14 protein-coding genes and 2 pseudogenes are annotated in these 14,755 nt (G+C 71.5%); 9 read left to right on the top strand and 7 right to left on the bottom strand.

The window, feature by feature from the left end:
- Positions 1 to 98: 98 nt before the first annotated feature.
- Positions 99 to 1,262: pseudogene (locus MET9862_RS25305) on the bottom strand (GumC family protein); the annotation flags it as partial.
- A 232-nt stretch (positions 1,263 to 1,494) separates the two neighbouring features.
- On the opposite strand from MET9862_RS25305, the gene MET9862_RS25300 reads away from it, so the two are divergent.
- From MET9862_RS25300 to MET9862_RS25275, 6 genes are all read left to right on the top strand, one after another.
- The gene (locus MET9862_RS25300) at positions 1,495 to 2,067 is read left to right on the top strand and encodes a polysaccharide biosynthesis/export family protein (protein WP_142585728.1); all 573 of its coding nucleotides are present in this window, start codon (positions 1,495 to 1,497) and stop codon (positions 2,065 to 2,067) included.
- A gap of 135 nt (positions 2,068 to 2,202) precedes the next feature.
- Positions 2,203 to 3,627 carry a cytochrome ubiquinol oxidase subunit I gene (locus MET9862_RS25295; RefSeq protein WP_438616656.1) on the top strand — a complete coding sequence of 475 codons (1,425 nt, stop codon included), beginning with the start codon at positions 2,203 to 2,205 and terminating at the stop codon, positions 3,625 to 3,627.
- Positions 3,628 to 3,631: 4 nt separating this feature from the next.
- A complete protein-coding gene (gene cydB, locus MET9862_RS25290; protein WP_142585727.1) occupies positions 3,632 to 4,645 on the top strand; it encodes a cytochrome d ubiquinol oxidase subunit II in 1,014 nt (337 codons plus the stop codon).
- Positions 4,642 to 4,761, top strand: coding sequence for a DUF2474 family protein (locus tag MET9862_RS25285; RefSeq protein WP_142585726.1), 120 nt, complete (start codon positions 4,642 to 4,644; stop codon positions 4,759 to 4,761). The genes cydB and MET9862_RS25285 overlap by 4 nt, the downstream gene beginning before the upstream one ends.
- Before the next feature lie 5 nt (positions 4,762 to 4,766).
- Positions 4,767 to 5,327 (top strand): GbsR/MarR family transcriptional regulator, encoded by a 561-nt coding sequence (locus MET9862_RS25280; protein WP_142585725.1) that lies wholly within the window; start codon positions 4,767 to 4,769, stop codon positions 5,325 to 5,327.
- Positions 5,328 to 5,403: 76 nt separating this feature from the next.
- Positions 5,404 to 6,462, top strand: coding sequence for a polysaccharide deacetylase family protein (locus MET9862_RS25275; protein ID WP_142585724.1), 1,059 nt, complete (start codon positions 5,404 to 5,406; stop codon positions 6,460 to 6,462).
- A gap of 13 nt (positions 6,463 to 6,475) precedes the next feature.
- Here MET9862_RS25275 and MET9862_RS25270 read toward each other — a convergent pair whose 3' ends face one another.
- Together MET9862_RS25270 and MET9862_RS25265 are read right to left on the bottom strand one after the other, a co-directional pair.
- A complete protein-coding gene (locus tag MET9862_RS25270; RefSeq protein WP_142585723.1) occupies positions 6,476 to 6,877 on the bottom strand; it encodes a hypothetical protein in 402 nt (133 codons plus the stop codon).
- Between the two features lie 78 nt (positions 6,878 to 6,955).
- Positions 6,956 to 7,162, bottom strand: coding sequence for a DUF2842 domain-containing protein (locus MET9862_RS25265; RefSeq protein WP_142585722.1), 207 nt, complete (start codon positions 7,160 to 7,162; stop codon positions 6,956 to 6,958).
- Positions 7,163 to 7,275: 113 nt separating this feature from the next.
- On the opposite strand from MET9862_RS25265, the gene MET9862_RS25260 reads away from it, so the two are divergent.
- Positions 7,276 to 8,391, top strand: coding sequence for a COX15/CtaA family protein (locus MET9862_RS25260; protein ID WP_142585721.1), 1,116 nt, complete (start codon positions 7,276 to 7,278; stop codon positions 8,389 to 8,391).
- Between the two features lie 206 nt (positions 8,392 to 8,597).
- Entirely contained in the window at positions 8,598 to 9,284 is a 687-nt protein-coding gene (gene trhA, locus MET9862_RS25255; RefSeq protein ID WP_142585720.1) for a PAQR family membrane homeostasis protein TrhA, read from the top strand.
- Between the two features lie 117 nt (positions 9,285 to 9,401).
- Here the strand turns inward: trhA and MET9862_RS25250 are convergent, their stop codons facing one another.
- The 3 genes from MET9862_RS25250 to MET9862_RS25240 all read right to left on the bottom strand — a co-directional run bounded on the left by MET9862_RS25250 (position 9,402) and on the right by MET9862_RS25240 (position 13,663).
- Positions 9,402 to 11,504 carry a carbohydrate porin gene (locus MET9862_RS25250; RefSeq protein WP_244612903.1) on the bottom strand — a complete coding sequence of 701 codons (2,103 nt, stop codon included), beginning with the start codon at positions 11,502 to 11,504 and terminating at the stop codon, positions 9,402 to 9,404.
- 237 nt (positions 11,505 to 11,741) lie between these two features.
- Positions 11,742 to 12,590 carry a 3-mercaptopyruvate sulfurtransferase gene (gene sseA / locus MET9862_RS25245; RefSeq protein ID WP_142585718.1) on the bottom strand — a complete coding sequence of 283 codons (849 nt, stop codon included), beginning with the start codon at positions 12,588 to 12,590 and terminating at the stop codon, positions 11,742 to 11,744.
- A 71-nt stretch (positions 12,591 to 12,661) separates the two neighbouring features.
- Positions 12,662 to 13,663 carry an NAD-dependent epimerase/dehydratase family protein gene (locus tag MET9862_RS25240; protein WP_142585717.1) on the bottom strand — a complete coding sequence of 334 codons (1,002 nt, stop codon included), beginning with the start codon at positions 13,661 to 13,663 and terminating at the stop codon, positions 12,662 to 12,664.
- 541 nt (positions 13,664 to 14,204) lie between these two features.
- Here MET9862_RS25240 and MET9862_RS25235 point away from each other — a divergent pair.
- On the top strand, positions 14,205 to 14,438 hold the full coding sequence (locus MET9862_RS25235; protein ID WP_142585716.1) for a GcrA family cell cycle regulator: 234 nt from the start codon (positions 14,205 to 14,207) through the stop codon (positions 14,436 to 14,438).
- A gap of 19 nt (positions 14,439 to 14,457) precedes the next feature.
- Here MET9862_RS25235 and MET9862_RS29650 read toward each other — a convergent pair.
- Positions 14,458 to 14,755: pseudogene (locus MET9862_RS29650) on the bottom strand (hypothetical protein); the annotation flags it as partial.

Raw genomic sequence — 14,755 nt, 5'->3', positions numbered from 1 at the left:
GAACTCTGGTTCGCCCGGGCCTTTCTGGTCTGCTTCTGCCCCCGAGGGGGGGGCTGCTGCGAGGCGTCCTGCGAGAGAAGCCGGCAATGCCTTCAGCACTCGCGCTGGGCCTTGGCCTCGCGCTCCAGCGCCCGGAGCTCGATCTCGCTGGCATTGCCCTTGACGACGACCTCGCGCTGGCCGTCCACGGCCGCCTTGAGGCTCTCGACCCGGGCGGCCGCGATGCGCTGATCGTTCTCCATCGTGCGGACGATGCGCTCCGCCGCCGCCTTGATCTGCTGGTCGAGGTCGGTGACCTGCGCCGTCAGTTCCTTGATGCGCGGATGCGCCGGCAGCAGCGTGCGCGATTCGAGGGCGAGCTGCGCGCGCACCGCGATCCGGTTCTCCACCGTGCGGCGCACCACCTCGTTGTTGGCCACGTCCGGGATCTCGAAGGCGCGGCCGTCCTTGATCATCTCCTTGATCGCCTTCAGCCGGCCGCCGAGGTCGGCCTGGATCGTGCGCGCCTGCGAGAGCTGCGTCGAGAGCTCGCCGAGCTGCTGGGCGGTGAGCGGCTGGCCGGTGGTGCCGGGCGCCGCCACGAGGCCGTTGCGGGCCCGGAAGGCCTCGACCTTGGCCTCGGCCTCGGCCACGCGCTTCCTGAGCGATTCGATGTTGCCGCCGAGCCAGGTCGAGGCGTAGCGGGCGGTGTCGACCTTGGCCGCCTCGAGCGAGGCGAGATAGAGTTCGGCCACGGTGTTGGCGCCCGCCGCGGCGAGATCCGCGTCGCGCGAGCGGAACTCCACCGAGATGATGCGCGACTTGCCGGCGGGATAGACCAGCAGCCGGTCGAAATAGGTGTCGAGCACCCGGTCCTCGGCCGGGCGGTCGAGGGGGTTCGGGGCGATGCCGAGCAGCATCAGCAGCCGCTTCACGGGCCCCGCCTCGCCGGCGGAGGGATCGAATTCCGGGTTGCCCACGAGCTTGAGCCGGCGGATCGCCTCGCGGGCGAGATCGCGCGACATCATGACCTGCACCTGGCTCGCCACCGCCTGCTCGTCGGGGGGCGTGACCTGGTCGGAACGCTCCTGCGCGGTGCGGGCGAAGGCGGCCTCGCGGCTCTCCAGCAGCACCTGGGCCGCGCCGGTATAGCGGGGCGCCACCACCTGCACGAACACCCCCGAGGCGAGGGCGGCGGCGAGCGTCGGCACGGCGATCCAGGCCCAGGACCGGCGCAGCACCGCCGGAACCTGCGCGACGGTGAGCCCGTCCCGCGCCGGCATTCGGGCGGGATATGTCGCGCGGGGGCTGATCTCGGTCATGCACGGCCTCGGAGCGCCGGGAAGTCTGGTCACGTCCCGGGGACGGCCACGCGGCATTAGAGACTGTTAAGGTTGCCTGAGAGTTAAGGCCGCTCCGTACGACAGCGCCTACATCGCCGGCCGAGGTGAGGCTTCATTAACCCTAACCGATTACACCGGCTGCATTCGGGTGAACCTGCTTACGGCCTAGGTGATGAACCGGCGCGCACTCCTTCTGACGCTCGCGACCAGCCTCGCCCTCGGCGGATGCCTGCGGCCGGATTTCCGGACCGCGGCCCTCGACGCCACCGGCACCGGCTCGATCGGCGCCCGCTACACGCTCTCGGCCGGCGACAAGCTGCGCGTGATCGTGTTCGGACAGGACAACCTCTCGAACATTTACGCGGTCGACGGTGCGGGGCGGATCGCGATGCCCCTGATCGGCCCGGTCGCCATCGGCGGCCAGAGCACCGGGCAGGCCGCCCGCACCATCGAGGCGCGCCTCGCCGCCGGCTACGTGCGCGAACCGCACGTGACGGTGGAGATCGACACCTACCGCCCGTTCTACATCCTCGGCGAGGTCACGACCTCGGGCCAGTACCCCTACGTCAACGGCATGACGGTGGAGAGCGCGGTGGCGATCGCGGCCGGCTTCGGCCCGCGCGCGGCCCGCGACTACGCGGTGCTGACCCGCGACGGCCCCAACGGCCTCGTCTCCGGCATCGTGCCGATGACCTATCCGGTCCGCCCCGGCGACACGATCGTGGTCAAGGAGCGGTTCTTCTAGGGACAGCCCGTCTCCGCCCCATCGCGGCGTCCCGACGCCCCGGCGCCACGCGAACCGCGTCGCCGGGTGCGCCGGCTTGCGGTCTTCGTAGATTTCAGTCATTCCTGAAATTACAAGACTCGAGCGAGGATCGGCATGAGCCTGCTGTCCGACATCGACGCCGTCGTGCTCGCGCGCGCGCAGTTCGGCTTCACGGTGGCCTTCCACATCGTGTTCCCGGCCTTCTCGATCGGGCTGGCGAGCTATCTCGCCGTGCTCGAAGGGCTGTGGCTCGCCACGGGGCGCGAGGTCTACATCAACCTGTTCAAGTACTGGCTGAAGATCTTCGCCGTGGCCTTCGCCATGGGCGTCGTCTCCGGCATCGTGATGTCGTACCAGTTCGGTACCAACTGGTCGGTCTATTCCGACCGGACCGGGCCGGTGCTCGGCCCGATGATGGCCTACGAGGTGCTCTCGGCCTTCTTCCTGGAGGCCGGCTTCCTCGGGGTGATGCTGTTCGGCATGAACAAGGTCGGGCGCGGCCTGCACTTCCTCGCGACCCTGATGGTGGCGATCGGCACCTGCTTCTCGGCCTTCTGGATCCTGTCCGTGAACTCGTGGATGCAGACGCCCGCGGGCTACGCCACCAACGCGCAGGGGCAGTTCGTGCCGGCGGATTGGTGGGCGATCGTGTTCAACCCGTCCTTCCCCTACCGCCTCGTGCACATGGTGCTGGCGGCCTACCTCACCACCGCCCTCGTGGTCGGCGCGGTCGGCGCCTGGCACCTGCTGCGCGAGCGCGGGAATACGGGCGCGCGCACCATGTTCTCGATGGCGATGTGGATGCTCGCCTGCGTGGCGCCCCTCCAGATCCTGGCCGGCGACGCGCACGGGCTGAACACGCTGGAGCACCAGCCGGTGAAGGTCATGGCGATGGAGGGCCATTTCCAGAGCCATCCGGACGGGGCGCCGCTGGTCCTGTTCGGCCTGCCCGACGAGCAGGCGGCCACGGTGCGCTACGCCATCGAGGTCCCGAAACTGTCCTCGCTCATCCTCAAGCATTCCCTGAACGCGCCGCTGAAGGGGCTCGACACCGTGCCGCGGCAGGACTGGCCGCCGGTGCCGATCGTGTTCTGGTCATTCCGGGTGATGGTCGCCATCGGCTTCGCGATGCTGGGCCTCGGCCTGTGGAGCCTGTGGGCGCGCCTGAAGGGGCGGCTCTTCGCCACGCCCTGGCTGCACCGGGCGGCCCTGGCGATGGGTCCGGCGGGCTTCGTCGCGGTGCTGGCCGGCTGGATCACCACGGAGGTCGGGCGCCAGCCCTACACGGTCTACGGGCTGCTGCGCACCGCCGATTCCGTCTCGCCCCTCCAGGCGCCCGCGGTGGCCGCCTCGCTCGTCGCCTTCGTGCTCGTCTACTTCGCGGTGTTCGGCATGGGCGTCCTCTACATCCTGCGGCTGATGGCGCACGCGCCGCATCCGGGCGAGCCGGGCCTCGAGCCCGGCCTGCCGATCCGCGCCGCCGGCGTCACGCCGGCCCCGGCGGTCGATCCCGACCGCCATCTCCAGCCCGCGGAGTGAGACGATGCTGCCAAGCATGGACGTGGACCTCTCGGTCGTCTGGGCCTTCGTCATCGCCTTCGCGGTCTTCGCCTACGTGGTGATGGACGGGTTCGACCTCGGCGTCGGCCTGCTCTTCCCGGGGCTGCGGCCGGGCGAGGAGCGCGACACCGCCATGAACTCGATCGCCCCGGTCTGGGACGGCAACGAGACCTGGCTGATCCTCGGCGGCGGCGGCCTGTTCGCGGCCTTCCCGCTCGCCTACGCGATCATCCTGCCCGCCCTCTACGCGCCGATCATCGCGATGCTGCTCGGGCTGATCTTCCGCGGCGTCGCCTTCGAGTTCCGCTGGCGCGATCCCGGACATCGCGCCGCCTGGGACGTCGCCTTCACCGGCGGCTCGCTGGTGGCAGCTCTGGCGCAGGGGATCACCCTCGGCGCGCTCCTCCAGGGCATCACGGTGGCAGGGCGCGGCTATGGCGGCGGCTGGTGGGACTGGCTGACCCCGTTCAGCCTGCTCACGGGGGTGAGCCTCGTCGTCGGCTACGCGCTGCTCGGCGCCACCTGGCTGGTGATGCGCACCGAGGGCACCACCCGCATCCACGCCCGGCGCATGGCCTTCCGCTTCGGCATCGCCACCATCGCCTGCATCGGCCTCGTCAGCGCGGCGACGCCCTTCCTCAACCCGACCTATGCCGGGCGCTGGTTCGCCTGGCCGAGCGTGCTGATGACCGCGCAGGTGCCCCTCCTCGTGGTCGTCGGCAGCGCCCTGTTCTTCCGCGCGCTCGCCCGCGACGCCGAGCGGGCGCCCTTCCTGCTGGCGCTCGGCCTGTTCGCGCTGTCCTATGTCGGGCTCGGCGTCAGCATCTTCCCCGACATCGTGCCGGGCCGGGTGACGATCTGGGAGGCCGCCTCGCCGCCCGCCTCGCAGATCTTCATGCTGGTGGGCGCGAGCGTGCTGATCCCGGTCATCCTCGCCTACACCGTCTACGCCTACTGGGTCTTCCGCGGGAAGGTCGGCGCGGAGGGCTACCATTGAGCGCGCACCCGCCCTCCTGGCCCGCGCGGCTCGGCTGGTTCGCCCTGCTCTGGCTCGGAGGCGTCGTCGCCGTCGGGATCGTCGCCTATGCCTTGCGTCTCTGGCTGAAGGCGTGACGCCAATGCAGTTGCCGCCGCTCATCCAGACCTTCGTGCTGCATTTCGGCGAGATGGGCTCGCGCTGGGGGATCAACCGCACGGTCGGCCAGATCTACGCGCTGCTCTTCGTCGCGCCCGAGCCTCTCTGCGCCGACGAGATCGTCGAGCGGCTCGGCCTCTCGCGCTCGAATGTCAGCATGGGCCTCAAGGAATTGCAGGCCTGGAACCTCGTGCGCCTGCAGCACGTGCCGGGCGACCGGCGCGACTATTTCTCGACCCCCGACGACATCTGGCAGATCGTCCGGACCCTGGTGGAGGAGCGCAAGAAGCGCGAGGTCGACCCGACCCTGACGCTGCTGCGCGAGATCCTGATGCAGGAGCCGCGCGACGCGGAGGAGCGCCACGCCCAGGAGCGCCTGCGCGAGATGCACGATCTCTTCGAGCTCTTCGCCGGCTGGTACGGCGACGTGCGCCGCCTCGACACCGAGCGCCTCGTGCAGCTCCTGAGCCTCGGCGCCAAGGTCCAGAAGGTGCTGGAACTGAAGGACCGCCTCAGCCTCACCGGACGCCGCCGCGACGGGTAGCTTCGCGCTTCCTTTACCGGCGGGGCGGAGACTGGCCGGATCGGGAGCCCGCGCCGGGCCGCCAGGAACCCGCCGGATGGTCTCCACAGAGCTGCGCCACCGCCTGTTCGAGGCCGGGTTCCGCGCCGCCTCCGCGAGCGGGGCGAATGCCTGGCTCGCGCCGGTGGCCCGCGGCCTCGGCCTGATCCTCACCTTCCACCGGGTCGATCCCGAGCCGCCGGCCGCCTTCGCCCCGAACCGGCTGCTCAGCATCAGCCCGGATTTCCTCGATGCGACGCTCACCGAACTCGCGGGCCACGGCTTCGAGGTCGTCGGCCTCGATGCGGTGCCCGAGCGCCTCGCCGCACCGGGGCCCAAGCCCTTCGCGGTTCTGACCTTCGACGACGGCTACCGCGACAACGTCGCCCATGCCGCCCCGGTGCTGCGGCGGCACGGGGCGCCCTGGACGCTGTTCGTGACGAGCGACTTCGCCGACCAGCGCGGCCGGCTCTGGTGGGTGGAATTGGAGCGGGCGGTGGAGCGCCTGTCCCGGATCCGCATTGCCGTCGGCGCGGGGCATCTCGACCTGCCGGCGCGGAGCCCGGAGGAGAAGGCGCGCGCCTTCGCGGCCCTCTACCGCGACCTGCGCGCCGGGCCGGAGGACCGCCTCCTCGATACGATCGCCGCGCTCTGCCGGGAGGCGGGCTTCGCGCCCGGCGCGCTCGCGGCCGAGCTGTGCCTCGACTGGGACGGGCTGCGCGAGCTCGCCCGCGACCCGGCCGTGACCTTCGGCGCCCACACGATCAGCCATCCGATGCTGGCCAAGCACGCGGACGGGCGGGCGGCCCGCGAGATCGCCGAAGGACGCACGCGGCTGGAGGCGGAACTCGGCCGACCGGTGCGCCATCTCTCCTATCCGGTGGGGGATCCGGGCTCGGCCGGCGCGCGGGAATTCGCCATCGCGCGCGAGCTCGGCTTCGCCACCGCCTTGACGACGCGGCCGGGCCATCTCTTCGCGGCCCATGCCGGGCATCTGCACGCGCTGCCGCGGGTCTCGGTCAACGGCTGCCACCAGTCGCGGGCGGCCCTGCGCGGGCTCCTCTCGGGCGTGCCCTTCCTCGCCTGGAACCGCGGGCGGCGGCTCAACGTGGCGTGATCGGCCCGGCCCCTCAGCGCCGCCGGCGCCGGCCCCGGCTCTCACCGCCGCCCACCGTGAAGACCGCGGCCTGCCGGCCGTGGCGGCCGTAGCGGCGGCGGCCGCGCCGGGTCTCGACCGCGGGCTCCTCGGCCTGCGGGATCGCGAGCGGGGTATTGGCCAGGGCCTCCGCCTGAAGATTGGCCTGGGCGCTCGCCGGCGCCGCGGGCGTGGTGGGCAACTCGCCCGCGGCGTAGCCGCCCGCGACGTTGCGGGCGGCAGGCCCGAACATCGACAGGCACTGATTGTAGGCGAGGTCGTTCTTCAGGCGCTCGCAATCGTTGATCGACCGAGGCGTGCCCTGGGCGAGCGCCGGCAGCGCGGCGGCGAGGAGGACTCCGATGGCGAGGGGCAGGCGCGGAAGCGGTCGATGCATCGGATACGGGGTGCGCGAGGAGGATGGCGCGCTTCTCTCGCCCGAGTGCGGCGAAAACGAGGGGAAGCCGGCCGGCTGCTAACGATCCGGCCGCTCCATCCACTTGATCAGCGGCATCAGGGGGATGATCCAGGCGATGCCGAGCACGCAGTAGATCACCGTCTGCACCGCCGGCGGGGTCTCGGCGATCCGGCTGTCGGCAAGCGCCATGGCGAGCGGCGCGTAGATCATCACGAAGGCCAGGATGGCGATCGTGCCGACCAGGGTGCGGGCGCGGCGGCGCATGAAACCTCTCCTCGAAAGCGGACGCGGGGACGCTGCGGCAAAGCCGGGCGTTGCCCCACGCGCCGGCATTGCCTAACCCGAAGCCGACCTCAACCGGAAGGATGATCGGCGTCATGCGGCTTTCCACCACCGCCGGCGATCCCGCGCGCAATCCCGTGCGGATCTGGCTCTACCTCGTCGCGGCCCTCGTGGTGGCGATGGTGGCGGTGGGCGGCGCGACCCGGCTGACCGGCTCGGGCCTCTCGATCACCGAGTGGCGGCCGGTGACCGGCGTGATGCCGCCGCTCTCCGCCGCCGACTGGGCGGCCGAGTTCGAGAAGTATCGCGGCACGCCGCAATACCAGATCCTGAACCAGGGCCTCGGCCTCGCCGACTTCAAGGTTCTCTACTTCTGGGAATGGGGCCACCGCCTGCTCGGGCGCGTCCTCGGGCTGGTCTTCTTCCTGCCGCTCGCCGTGTTCTGGTGGCGCGGCCTGCTCTCCCGCCGCCTCGGCCTCGGGCTGCTCGTGCTCGGTCTCCTCGGCGGGCTGCAGGGGGCGATCGGCTGGATCATGGTCGCCTCGGGGCTCAAGCCCGGCATGACCGCGGTGGCGCCGCTCAAGCTTGCCCTCCACCTCACCACGGCGAGCCTGATCCTGGCCGGCCTGGTCTGGCTGGCGGCGGGCGAGCGGCGGGGCCGGCTCGCGCCGGCATCCGGCGGCGTGCGGGCCGTGGCCGTCGCCCTGCCGGTGCTCGTGCTGGTGCAGATCTTCCTCGGCGGCCTCGTCGCCGGCTCCCATGCCGGCCTCGTCTACAATTCCTGGCCGACCATGAACGGCGACCTGATCCCGCCGGCCTCCGAGCTGTTCGCGGTCCGGCCCTGGATCGAGAACTTCGTCGACAACCTCGCCCTGGTGCAGCTCAACCACCGGCTGACCGCCTATCTGATCGTCCTCGTCGCGGTGGTCCACGCCGTGCAGGCCCGGCTCTCGGCGCCGGGGCCGGCCGCCGGCCGGGCCATCGGCATCGCCGTGCTGGCGCTCGCCCAGATGGGCCTCGGCATCGCGACCCTGCTGCTGGCCGTGCCGCTCTGGGCCGGCTTGGCCCACCAAGTGCTTGCCATGGGCGTGCTGGTGATGGCGACCGTGCATGCCCGACTCAGCCTCGGCCTGGGCCAGGGCGTGCCCGCCGCGCCGGGCGGGGCCGAACCCGCCTTCGGCTTCGAAGGTTTCGCGGGGAGCGGCATCTGAAAGGCCGAGCTTGCGACGGATCTTCGCAAGAGTTCGGCACGGGCCCGAAAGCCTTCGCGCTTGCGGCAACGCTTGTTGCACAGCACAAGCGTTGACCATGCGACACCAGAGCTGGGGATCGGCTGTATTTACGCAGTCTGCAGAAGGAACGACTTGGGCACGGGAGGCTTATAGTGCTGCATTGCAGGAGGGCGCGGGAGACTCCGATGTCACTGGCCGAGGATGGCAGACCGTTATCCGTGACCTGGCACTACACCCCGCGCGAGGTCTTCGCGGACGGCGTGGTCCACGGCCTCGGGGTGGTCCTCGGCCTCGCCGGCGCAGTGGCGCTGGTGACCACCTCGCTCACCGCGCATCTCGGCTGGGGTGAGCGGGCGGCGATCGTGGTCTACGCCACGGCGATGGTGGCGATGCTCGGCGTCTCGGCGACCTACAACCTCTATCCGGTGAGCCCGCGCAAATGGCTGCTGCGCCGGGCCGACCACGCCCTGATCTATCTGATGATCGCGGGCACCTACACGCCCCTCGTCACCCTGGTCGGCACCGGCGCCACCGCCTGGGCGCTGCTGGCGGTGATCTGGGTGGTGGCCGCGATCGGTATTGCCGTGAAGCTGTTCCTGCCCGGCCGCTTCGACCGGCTCTCGATCGGGCTCTACCTCGTGCTCGGCTGGAGCGGGCTCCTCGCCTACGAATCGGTCATCGCCGCGCTGCAGCCGACCGCCCTGTGGCTGCTCGCGGTGGGCGGCCTGCTCTACAGCATCGGCGTCGTCTTCCATGTCTGGCGCAGCCTGCCCTTCCAGAACGCGATCTGGCACGCCTTCGTGCTGGCCGCCACGGCCTGCCATTACGGCACCGTCTGGGCCAGCGTCTCCGGCGCCTCGGCGCTGGCCTGAATCCGGGATCCCAAAGGGCTCAGCCCTTTGGCAGGGCGCCGGGGCAGCGCCCCGGCTCTCGATCCCAGGGCTCCGCCCTGGACCCGCGAAAGGGATGATCCCTTTCGAAACCCGTTCTCAGAAATCTGCGTGCAGGCGGGTGCCGAAGAAGTGGGCCGGGCCGCGATCCTGGTTGTAGGCGGGGTTGGAGACGAACTGGTAGTCGAGCGTCACTGTGACGAACTTCGTGAGGTTCAGCGCATAATAGGCTTCGAAGGCGCGCTCGGGGGCGTAGTTGAGGCGCCCGTCGCCGATCAGGAGGCCGAGGCCGCCCGTGGCGAAATAGTCCCGGTGCGAGCGCGAGATCGCGTTCATCGTCGCGCCGAGGCCCACGGTGTCGAAGGGCCGGTCCCAGGCCGCGCCCTTGATCGACACGCCACCCGAGAGGCTGGCATCGATATCGGTGAAGGACAGGCTCTCGCTGCGTCCGTCGTTGACGCTGGCCCGGGCGAAGAGGCCGATATCGTCGCGCAGGGCCTGTTCCAGGTTGACGTAGAGGCCGCTCTTGCGGCGCGGGCGTCGGGTGGCCTGCACGGCATCGTTGATGTCGGCGAAGACGCCGCCCTGGGTCAGGGCCACCACGTCACGGTAATTCGCCGTGTTGCCGACATTGGTGAAGGCGCCGAAGCGGACGCGGCCGGGCTGATCGAGCACGGGCAGGGTGTGGCGCGTCTCCAGCTCGACCACGGCGCCGGCCCGCTCGAAGACGCGCGGGTCGAGCACGTCGCTGGAGGGCTCCTTCGGCACCTGCGTGTAGGCGGCGCGGATCGCGAATTCGCGGCGGTTGTACTCGACGAAGACGCCTTGCGTGAATCCGGGCAGGTTCGCCGGGAAGTCCCAGGCCGAGGCGCCCCAGAGCGACCAGTTCATGAAGTCGACGCGCGGGTCGTGGGCGTAGGCGTTGCCGTCGAAGAAATCGCCCAGCGCGAACTTGCCGGCGACCACGGTGATGCGCTCCACGTCGCGCCGCGTCGCGACCTGGTTCGGGCCGTCCGGCACGTCCTCTGTCTCGCCGCCGAGGCCGAAGGTCTGGCGCACGAAGTAGCGGTTCGAGCGCAGCTTCGGGAAGGGCGCGCCCGCCTTCTGCGCCTCGCCGTTGACGAAGCCGGCGACGCCGAGCGTCCGCGACAGGCCGAAGCCCTGGCTGAATTCCGGGTTGTAGTAGAGCTCGGTGCCCTCCCAGAGCTTGAGGCCGAGGAAGAGCGTCGCCGTCGTCGTGGCCTGGGCCTGATGCGGCAGCAGGCTCTGCTCGCCGCGATAGGGCGAGCGGAAGCCGGGCACACCCTGGTTCACGAAGGTGGTCTGTCCGTGCAGCGAGAACCGGTCGCCGAGCGCCGTGTCGGGATCGTGCGGCGCCGCCTCGTCCGCCTCCGGCGGCAACCGCAGGCCCCCCGGATACCAGGACAGGCGCGCGAGCATCTGGTTCGACACGAAGGTCGCCCGCGTCGAAACCGGGCCGCCGGCGGGGCCCGGCACGGCGCCGAGGTCGAAGCGCCCGGTCGAGCCGAGATCGATGTAGCGGTAGTCGAGCCCCAGGGCGAGCTGGTCGGTGATGGCGTACTGGATGCCCGCGCCGAGGGTGAATCCGGCTTGCGTCTGCGTGCTGCGCGCGCTGGCGGCCGGGCCGCCGGCAAGGTCGGGATAGGTCGCGAGGATCCGCGTGGTCGCCCCCGCGAGGCCGAAGGTGGCGTAGACCAGCGCCCGGTCGAAGCTGTAGCCGAGCCGGCCGCGCAGCATGCCGTAACCGTCGGTCTTGGCGCGGATCACGTCGAAGACCGGGTCGGCGGTCTCGAAGCCGAAGCCGAGCGCCGCGGAGCCCACCGGCCGCTTGAGATTCGCCGCCGAGAGGTCCGCCTCGATGCCGGCGAGCCAGGGGCCGCGCTGCCAGTTCCAGCCGCCGAACACGCCGCCGACCGCCGTGGTCGATTCGCGGCCCCGGTCCGAACGGCCGGTGGAATCGCCCGTGCGGAAGGCCGGGATGGCGCGGCCGCCGATCGCGGTCGGCCCGAAACCGAGGGCGCCGAAGGAGGCACCGGCACTTCCCTGCAGGCCGACATAGCCCCCCGACCAATCGGCGAAGCCGGGCAGGGCGCGCGGCGCCGCCGGATCGGCCGCGGCCGCGAGGCCCGGCACCAGCCAGAGTCCGACACCGAGGGCCGCACCGGCCCAACCCTTCCCCATGCGCGCCCCCGCTCGCATCATCGACACCTCGCGACCCCGTTTCGAGGCGAAATATAGCCAGTGCTATATTTCTGACAACAGGGTTTGGCACAGGATGTCGCAGGCCGGGTGCGAGCGTTGCAAAAATGCCCCGCTCGCGTGACGCGGGAATGACGGCGCGCGGATGGAGGGACGGCGACGCCGGTGCTGCCCGTGTCGGACCGGATCCGAGCGCCGCCTGACCGAGCGGGGACCGGCTCAGGCCGGCCCGGTCGCCACCGGCCGATCCGGATCGGCGCCCCATTCCGACCAGGACCCGTCGTAGAGCCCGCGGGCCGGGCGCCCTAGGGTCTCCAGCGCGAGGGAGACGATCGCCGCGGTCACGCCCGAGCCGCAGGTGGTGAGGATCGGCCGCTCGGGATCGATGCCGGCCTCGGCGAGGACGGCGCGCAGTTCCTCGGGGCTCTTGAGCCGGCCGTCGCGCTGCAACGCCGCGTAGTGGAGGTTGCGCGCGCCCGGCATATGGCCCGGCCGCACGCCGGGGCGCGGCTCCGGCTCCTCGCCGCGGAAGCGCGGGGCGGAGCGGGCATCGACCACCTGGGCGGAGCCGCCCGCCAGCGCCCGGGCGATGTCGCCCGCATCCGCCACCGCGCCGTTGTCGAGCCGGGCCGTGAAGTGGCGGCGCTCGCGCTGCCGGGGATCGCCGTCCTCGGTCGGGTAGCCGGCGGCGATCCAGGCGGGCAGGCCGCCGTCGAGGACGAGGGCGTCGCGCACCCCGAAGGTGCGCAGCATCCACCAGACGCGGGGCGCCGAGAACAGGCCCATCCCGTCATAGACCACGATCTGCTGCCCGTCGCCGATGCCGAGCGCCCGCATGCGCGAGGCGAACACCTCCGGCCGCGGCAGCATGTGGGGCAGGCCGGAGGTCTCGTCGCTCATCGCGTCGATGTCGAATCGCTGGGCCCGCGGGATATGCGCGGCGCGGAACTCCGCCTCCGGGTCGCGGCCGGCGGCGGGCAGGTACCAAGAGCCGTCGAGCACCACGATATCGGGCGCGTCGAGGCGCTGGTGGAGCCATTCGGCGCTGACGAGGGGCGAGGACGCCATCGGTCTTCAGTCCTGTTGTCGATCGGGATCTGCGGTCACTCAACCACATCCGGGCGCCGCGCGCGACCGGATCACACCCCGTAGAAGGCGCGGTACCAGTCGACGAAGGCGGGAATTCCGACCGCGATCGGCGTCTCCGGCACCGTACCGACGAGGCGGCGCAGCAGATCCGTGCTGGCCTCGGTGCGGGCGACGTCGCCGGGCGGCAGCGGCCTGAACAGGCGCTCGGCGCGTCGTCCCAGGGCCGCCTCCAGCGCCGCGATCATCGCGTCGAGTCGGACCGGGCGGCCGCCGCCGATATTCACGAGGCGGTAGGGCGCGGCGGGGCTGAGCGTGTCCTCCGGGCCGACCGGGCCGGCCCCGGGCGGGGGAACGTCGAGGAGGCGGCGGACCGCCTCGATCAGGTCGTCGACATAGGTGAAGTCCCGCTCCGGCGCGCCGTCGCCGAAGACCTCGATCGGCTCACCCGAGAGGATCTTCCGCGTGAACAGGAACAGGGCCATGTCCGGCCGGCCCCAGGGCCCGTAGACCGTGAAGAAGCGGAAGGCGGTCGTCGGGATGCCGTGGAGATGGCTGTAGGAATGCGCCATCCCCTCCATGGCGAGCTTGGTCGCGGCGTAGAAGCTCAGCGGCGTGACGGCGCGGTCGGTCTCGCGGAAAGGCAGGTGCGTGTTGCCGCCATAGGCCGAGCTGGTGGAGGCCAGGAGCAGGTGGCGGACGGGATGCGCCCGCACCGCCTCCAGCAGTGCGAAGCTGCCCGCCAGGTTCGAATCGGCGAAGGCGGCCGGATTCGCGAGGCTGTAGCGGACGCCCGCCTGGGCCGCGCAATGCACCACGATCTCCGGCCGGACCCGGCCGAGGAGGTCGTGAAGCAGGCCCGGCGTTTCGAGGCGTCCCTCGACCGCCTCGAACCGAGCCTCCTGGGCGAGGACATCGTGGCGCGCGCGCTTCAGGCCGACATCGTAATAGTCGGAGAAGCCGTCGAAGCCGGTGACCGCGTGGCCCTCGGCGAGCAGCCGGCGGCTGAGATGGAAGCCGATGAACCCGGCCGAGCCGGTGACGAGGACGCGCATCGCTCTCCCCCCGAGCCTCAGACGCGGCCGGCCGTACACCGGCCGCCCGGCCGCCTCAAGCCGGGCGCACGCGAATCGTTGCACCGTCGCGGACCGGCCCAGCCGCGGCGAGCGGCCGGTCGGACGCCGCCTGGAACGGGGGAGGGGGTTGCAGCCGGAACATGCCTCAGGCCCGCCCCCGGGGCCGGCAGGGACACGCAAACTCAGTATTGCGCCGCAGCGCAGGCTCGCAAATATCGCACAGGTTACTATTGGTGCCCGCAGCCGAGGGCCCGTGCACCGCCTGGCGCGACCGGACAGCCATGCGTCGGCTCGCCCCAGGATGCGCGGGGTTGTTTTCGTCTGCAAGAACGCCAGCTATAACAGGAAGATGACATGCGCCGTGGACCGTCGGGTCGTGCGGCGCGCTCCCGGGCCCGCGAAGCCCGGCTCCGCACGGGTGCTGGGCCGGCTGCTGCGATGCCGCGGATAACCCCATCGCTTGCCGCCTCTCCGGCGGGCCGCCGGCCCGATCCGCGAGGCACCGAACCCGCCAGGTCCGATGAATCAACTCGTCCGCATGTCACAGATCGGCGAAGCCGAGACCATCAAGGAGCCGTCCGCCGAGCTGCGCGTGCCCTTCGCGCAATCGGGGGCCTTCGTCTGCAAGTTCATCATCGGCGAGCCGACTGAGCGCGCCATCTGCTGCGGCGCGCCCGTGCAGGACGGCAAGAGCTGGTGCGCCTCCCACCGCCGCATCGTGTTCGAGCCGACCCGCCCCGGCCGCATCCGCTGAGGCTCCGGCCGAGCGCGCCTCAGTCGAGTTCGTCCCCGGCCTCCAGGGGCCGGTAGATGCGGATCGCGCGCCCGTCGGGATAGACGACCGTGCGGCGCCGGACCACGAGGTAACCGGCGGCCTCGGCGCTGCTCAGCCGCTCCATGCGCGGATCCGCCATCGTCTCGCCCGGCAGAGGGGCGATGCCCACAGGCATCGGCTCGGCGTAGCGCAGGCGCCGCGACGCCGGCCGGGCCGCATAGACCGCCCTCCGTTCCTCCTGCACCCGCGGCACGGCGCGCGCCGCGACGCGCGGACGCGCCGTCGTGCGCTTGGCC

Source organism: Methylobacterium symbioticum (assembly GCF_902141845.1).
Classification (GTDB): domain Bacteria; phylum Pseudomonadota; class Alphaproteobacteria; order Rhizobiales; family Beijerinckiaceae; genus Methylobacterium; species Methylobacterium symbioticum.
The sequence above is the reverse complement of the archived record's forward strand: the minus strand, read 5'-3'. Positions and strand labels throughout refer to the sequence as shown.

What these genes read in the sequence shown, in the direction of transcription:
- MET9862_RS25300 (WP_142585728.1), top strand. Translation starts at nt 1,495, where the DNA reads ATGAACCGGCGCGCACTCCTTCTGACGCTCGCGACCAGCCTCGCCCTC.
- MET9862_RS25295 (WP_438616656.1), top strand. Translation starts at nt 2,203, where the DNA reads ATGAGCCTGCTGTCCGACATCGACGCCGTCGTGCTCGCGCGCGCGCAG.
- cydB (WP_142585727.1), top strand. Translation starts at nt 3,632, where the DNA reads ATGCTGCCAAGCATGGACGTGGACCTCTCGGTCGTCTGGGCCTTCGTC.
- MET9862_RS25280 (WP_142585725.1), top strand. Translation starts at nt 4,767, where the DNA reads ATGCAGTTGCCGCCGCTCATCCAGACCTTCGTGCTGCATTTCGGCGAG.
- MET9862_RS25275 (WP_142585724.1), top strand. Translation starts at nt 5,404, where the DNA reads ATGGTCTCCACAGAGCTGCGCCACCGCCTGTTCGAGGCCGGGTTCCGC.
- MET9862_RS25270 (WP_142585723.1), bottom strand. Translation starts at nt 6,877, where the DNA reads ATGCATCGACCGCTTCCGCGCCTGCCCCTCGCCATCGGAGTCCTCCTC.
- MET9862_RS25265 (WP_142585722.1), bottom strand. Translation starts at nt 7,162, where the DNA reads ATGCGCCGCCGCGCCCGCACCCTGGTCGGCACGATCGCCATCCTGGCC.
- MET9862_RS25260 (WP_142585721.1), top strand. Translation starts at nt 7,276, where the DNA reads ATGCGGCTTTCCACCACCGCCGGCGATCCCGCGCGCAATCCCGTGCGG.
- trhA (WP_142585720.1), top strand. Translation starts at nt 8,598, where the DNA reads ATGTCACTGGCCGAGGATGGCAGACCGTTATCCGTGACCTGGCACTAC.
- MET9862_RS25250 (WP_244612903.1), bottom strand. Translation starts at nt 11,504, where the DNA reads ATGGGGAAGGGTTGGGCCGGTGCGGCCCTCGGTGTCGGACTCTGGCTG.
- sseA (WP_142585718.1), bottom strand. Translation starts at nt 12,590, where the DNA reads ATGGCGTCCTCGCCCCTCGTCAGCGCCGAATGGCTCCACCAGCGCCTC.
- MET9862_RS25240 (WP_142585717.1), bottom strand. Translation starts at nt 13,663, where the DNA reads ATGCGCGTCCTCGTCACCGGCTCGGCCGGGTTCATCGGCTTCCATCTC.
- MET9862_RS25235 (WP_142585716.1), top strand. Translation starts at nt 14,205, where the DNA reads ATGAATCAACTCGTCCGCATGTCACAGATCGGCGAAGCCGAGACCATC.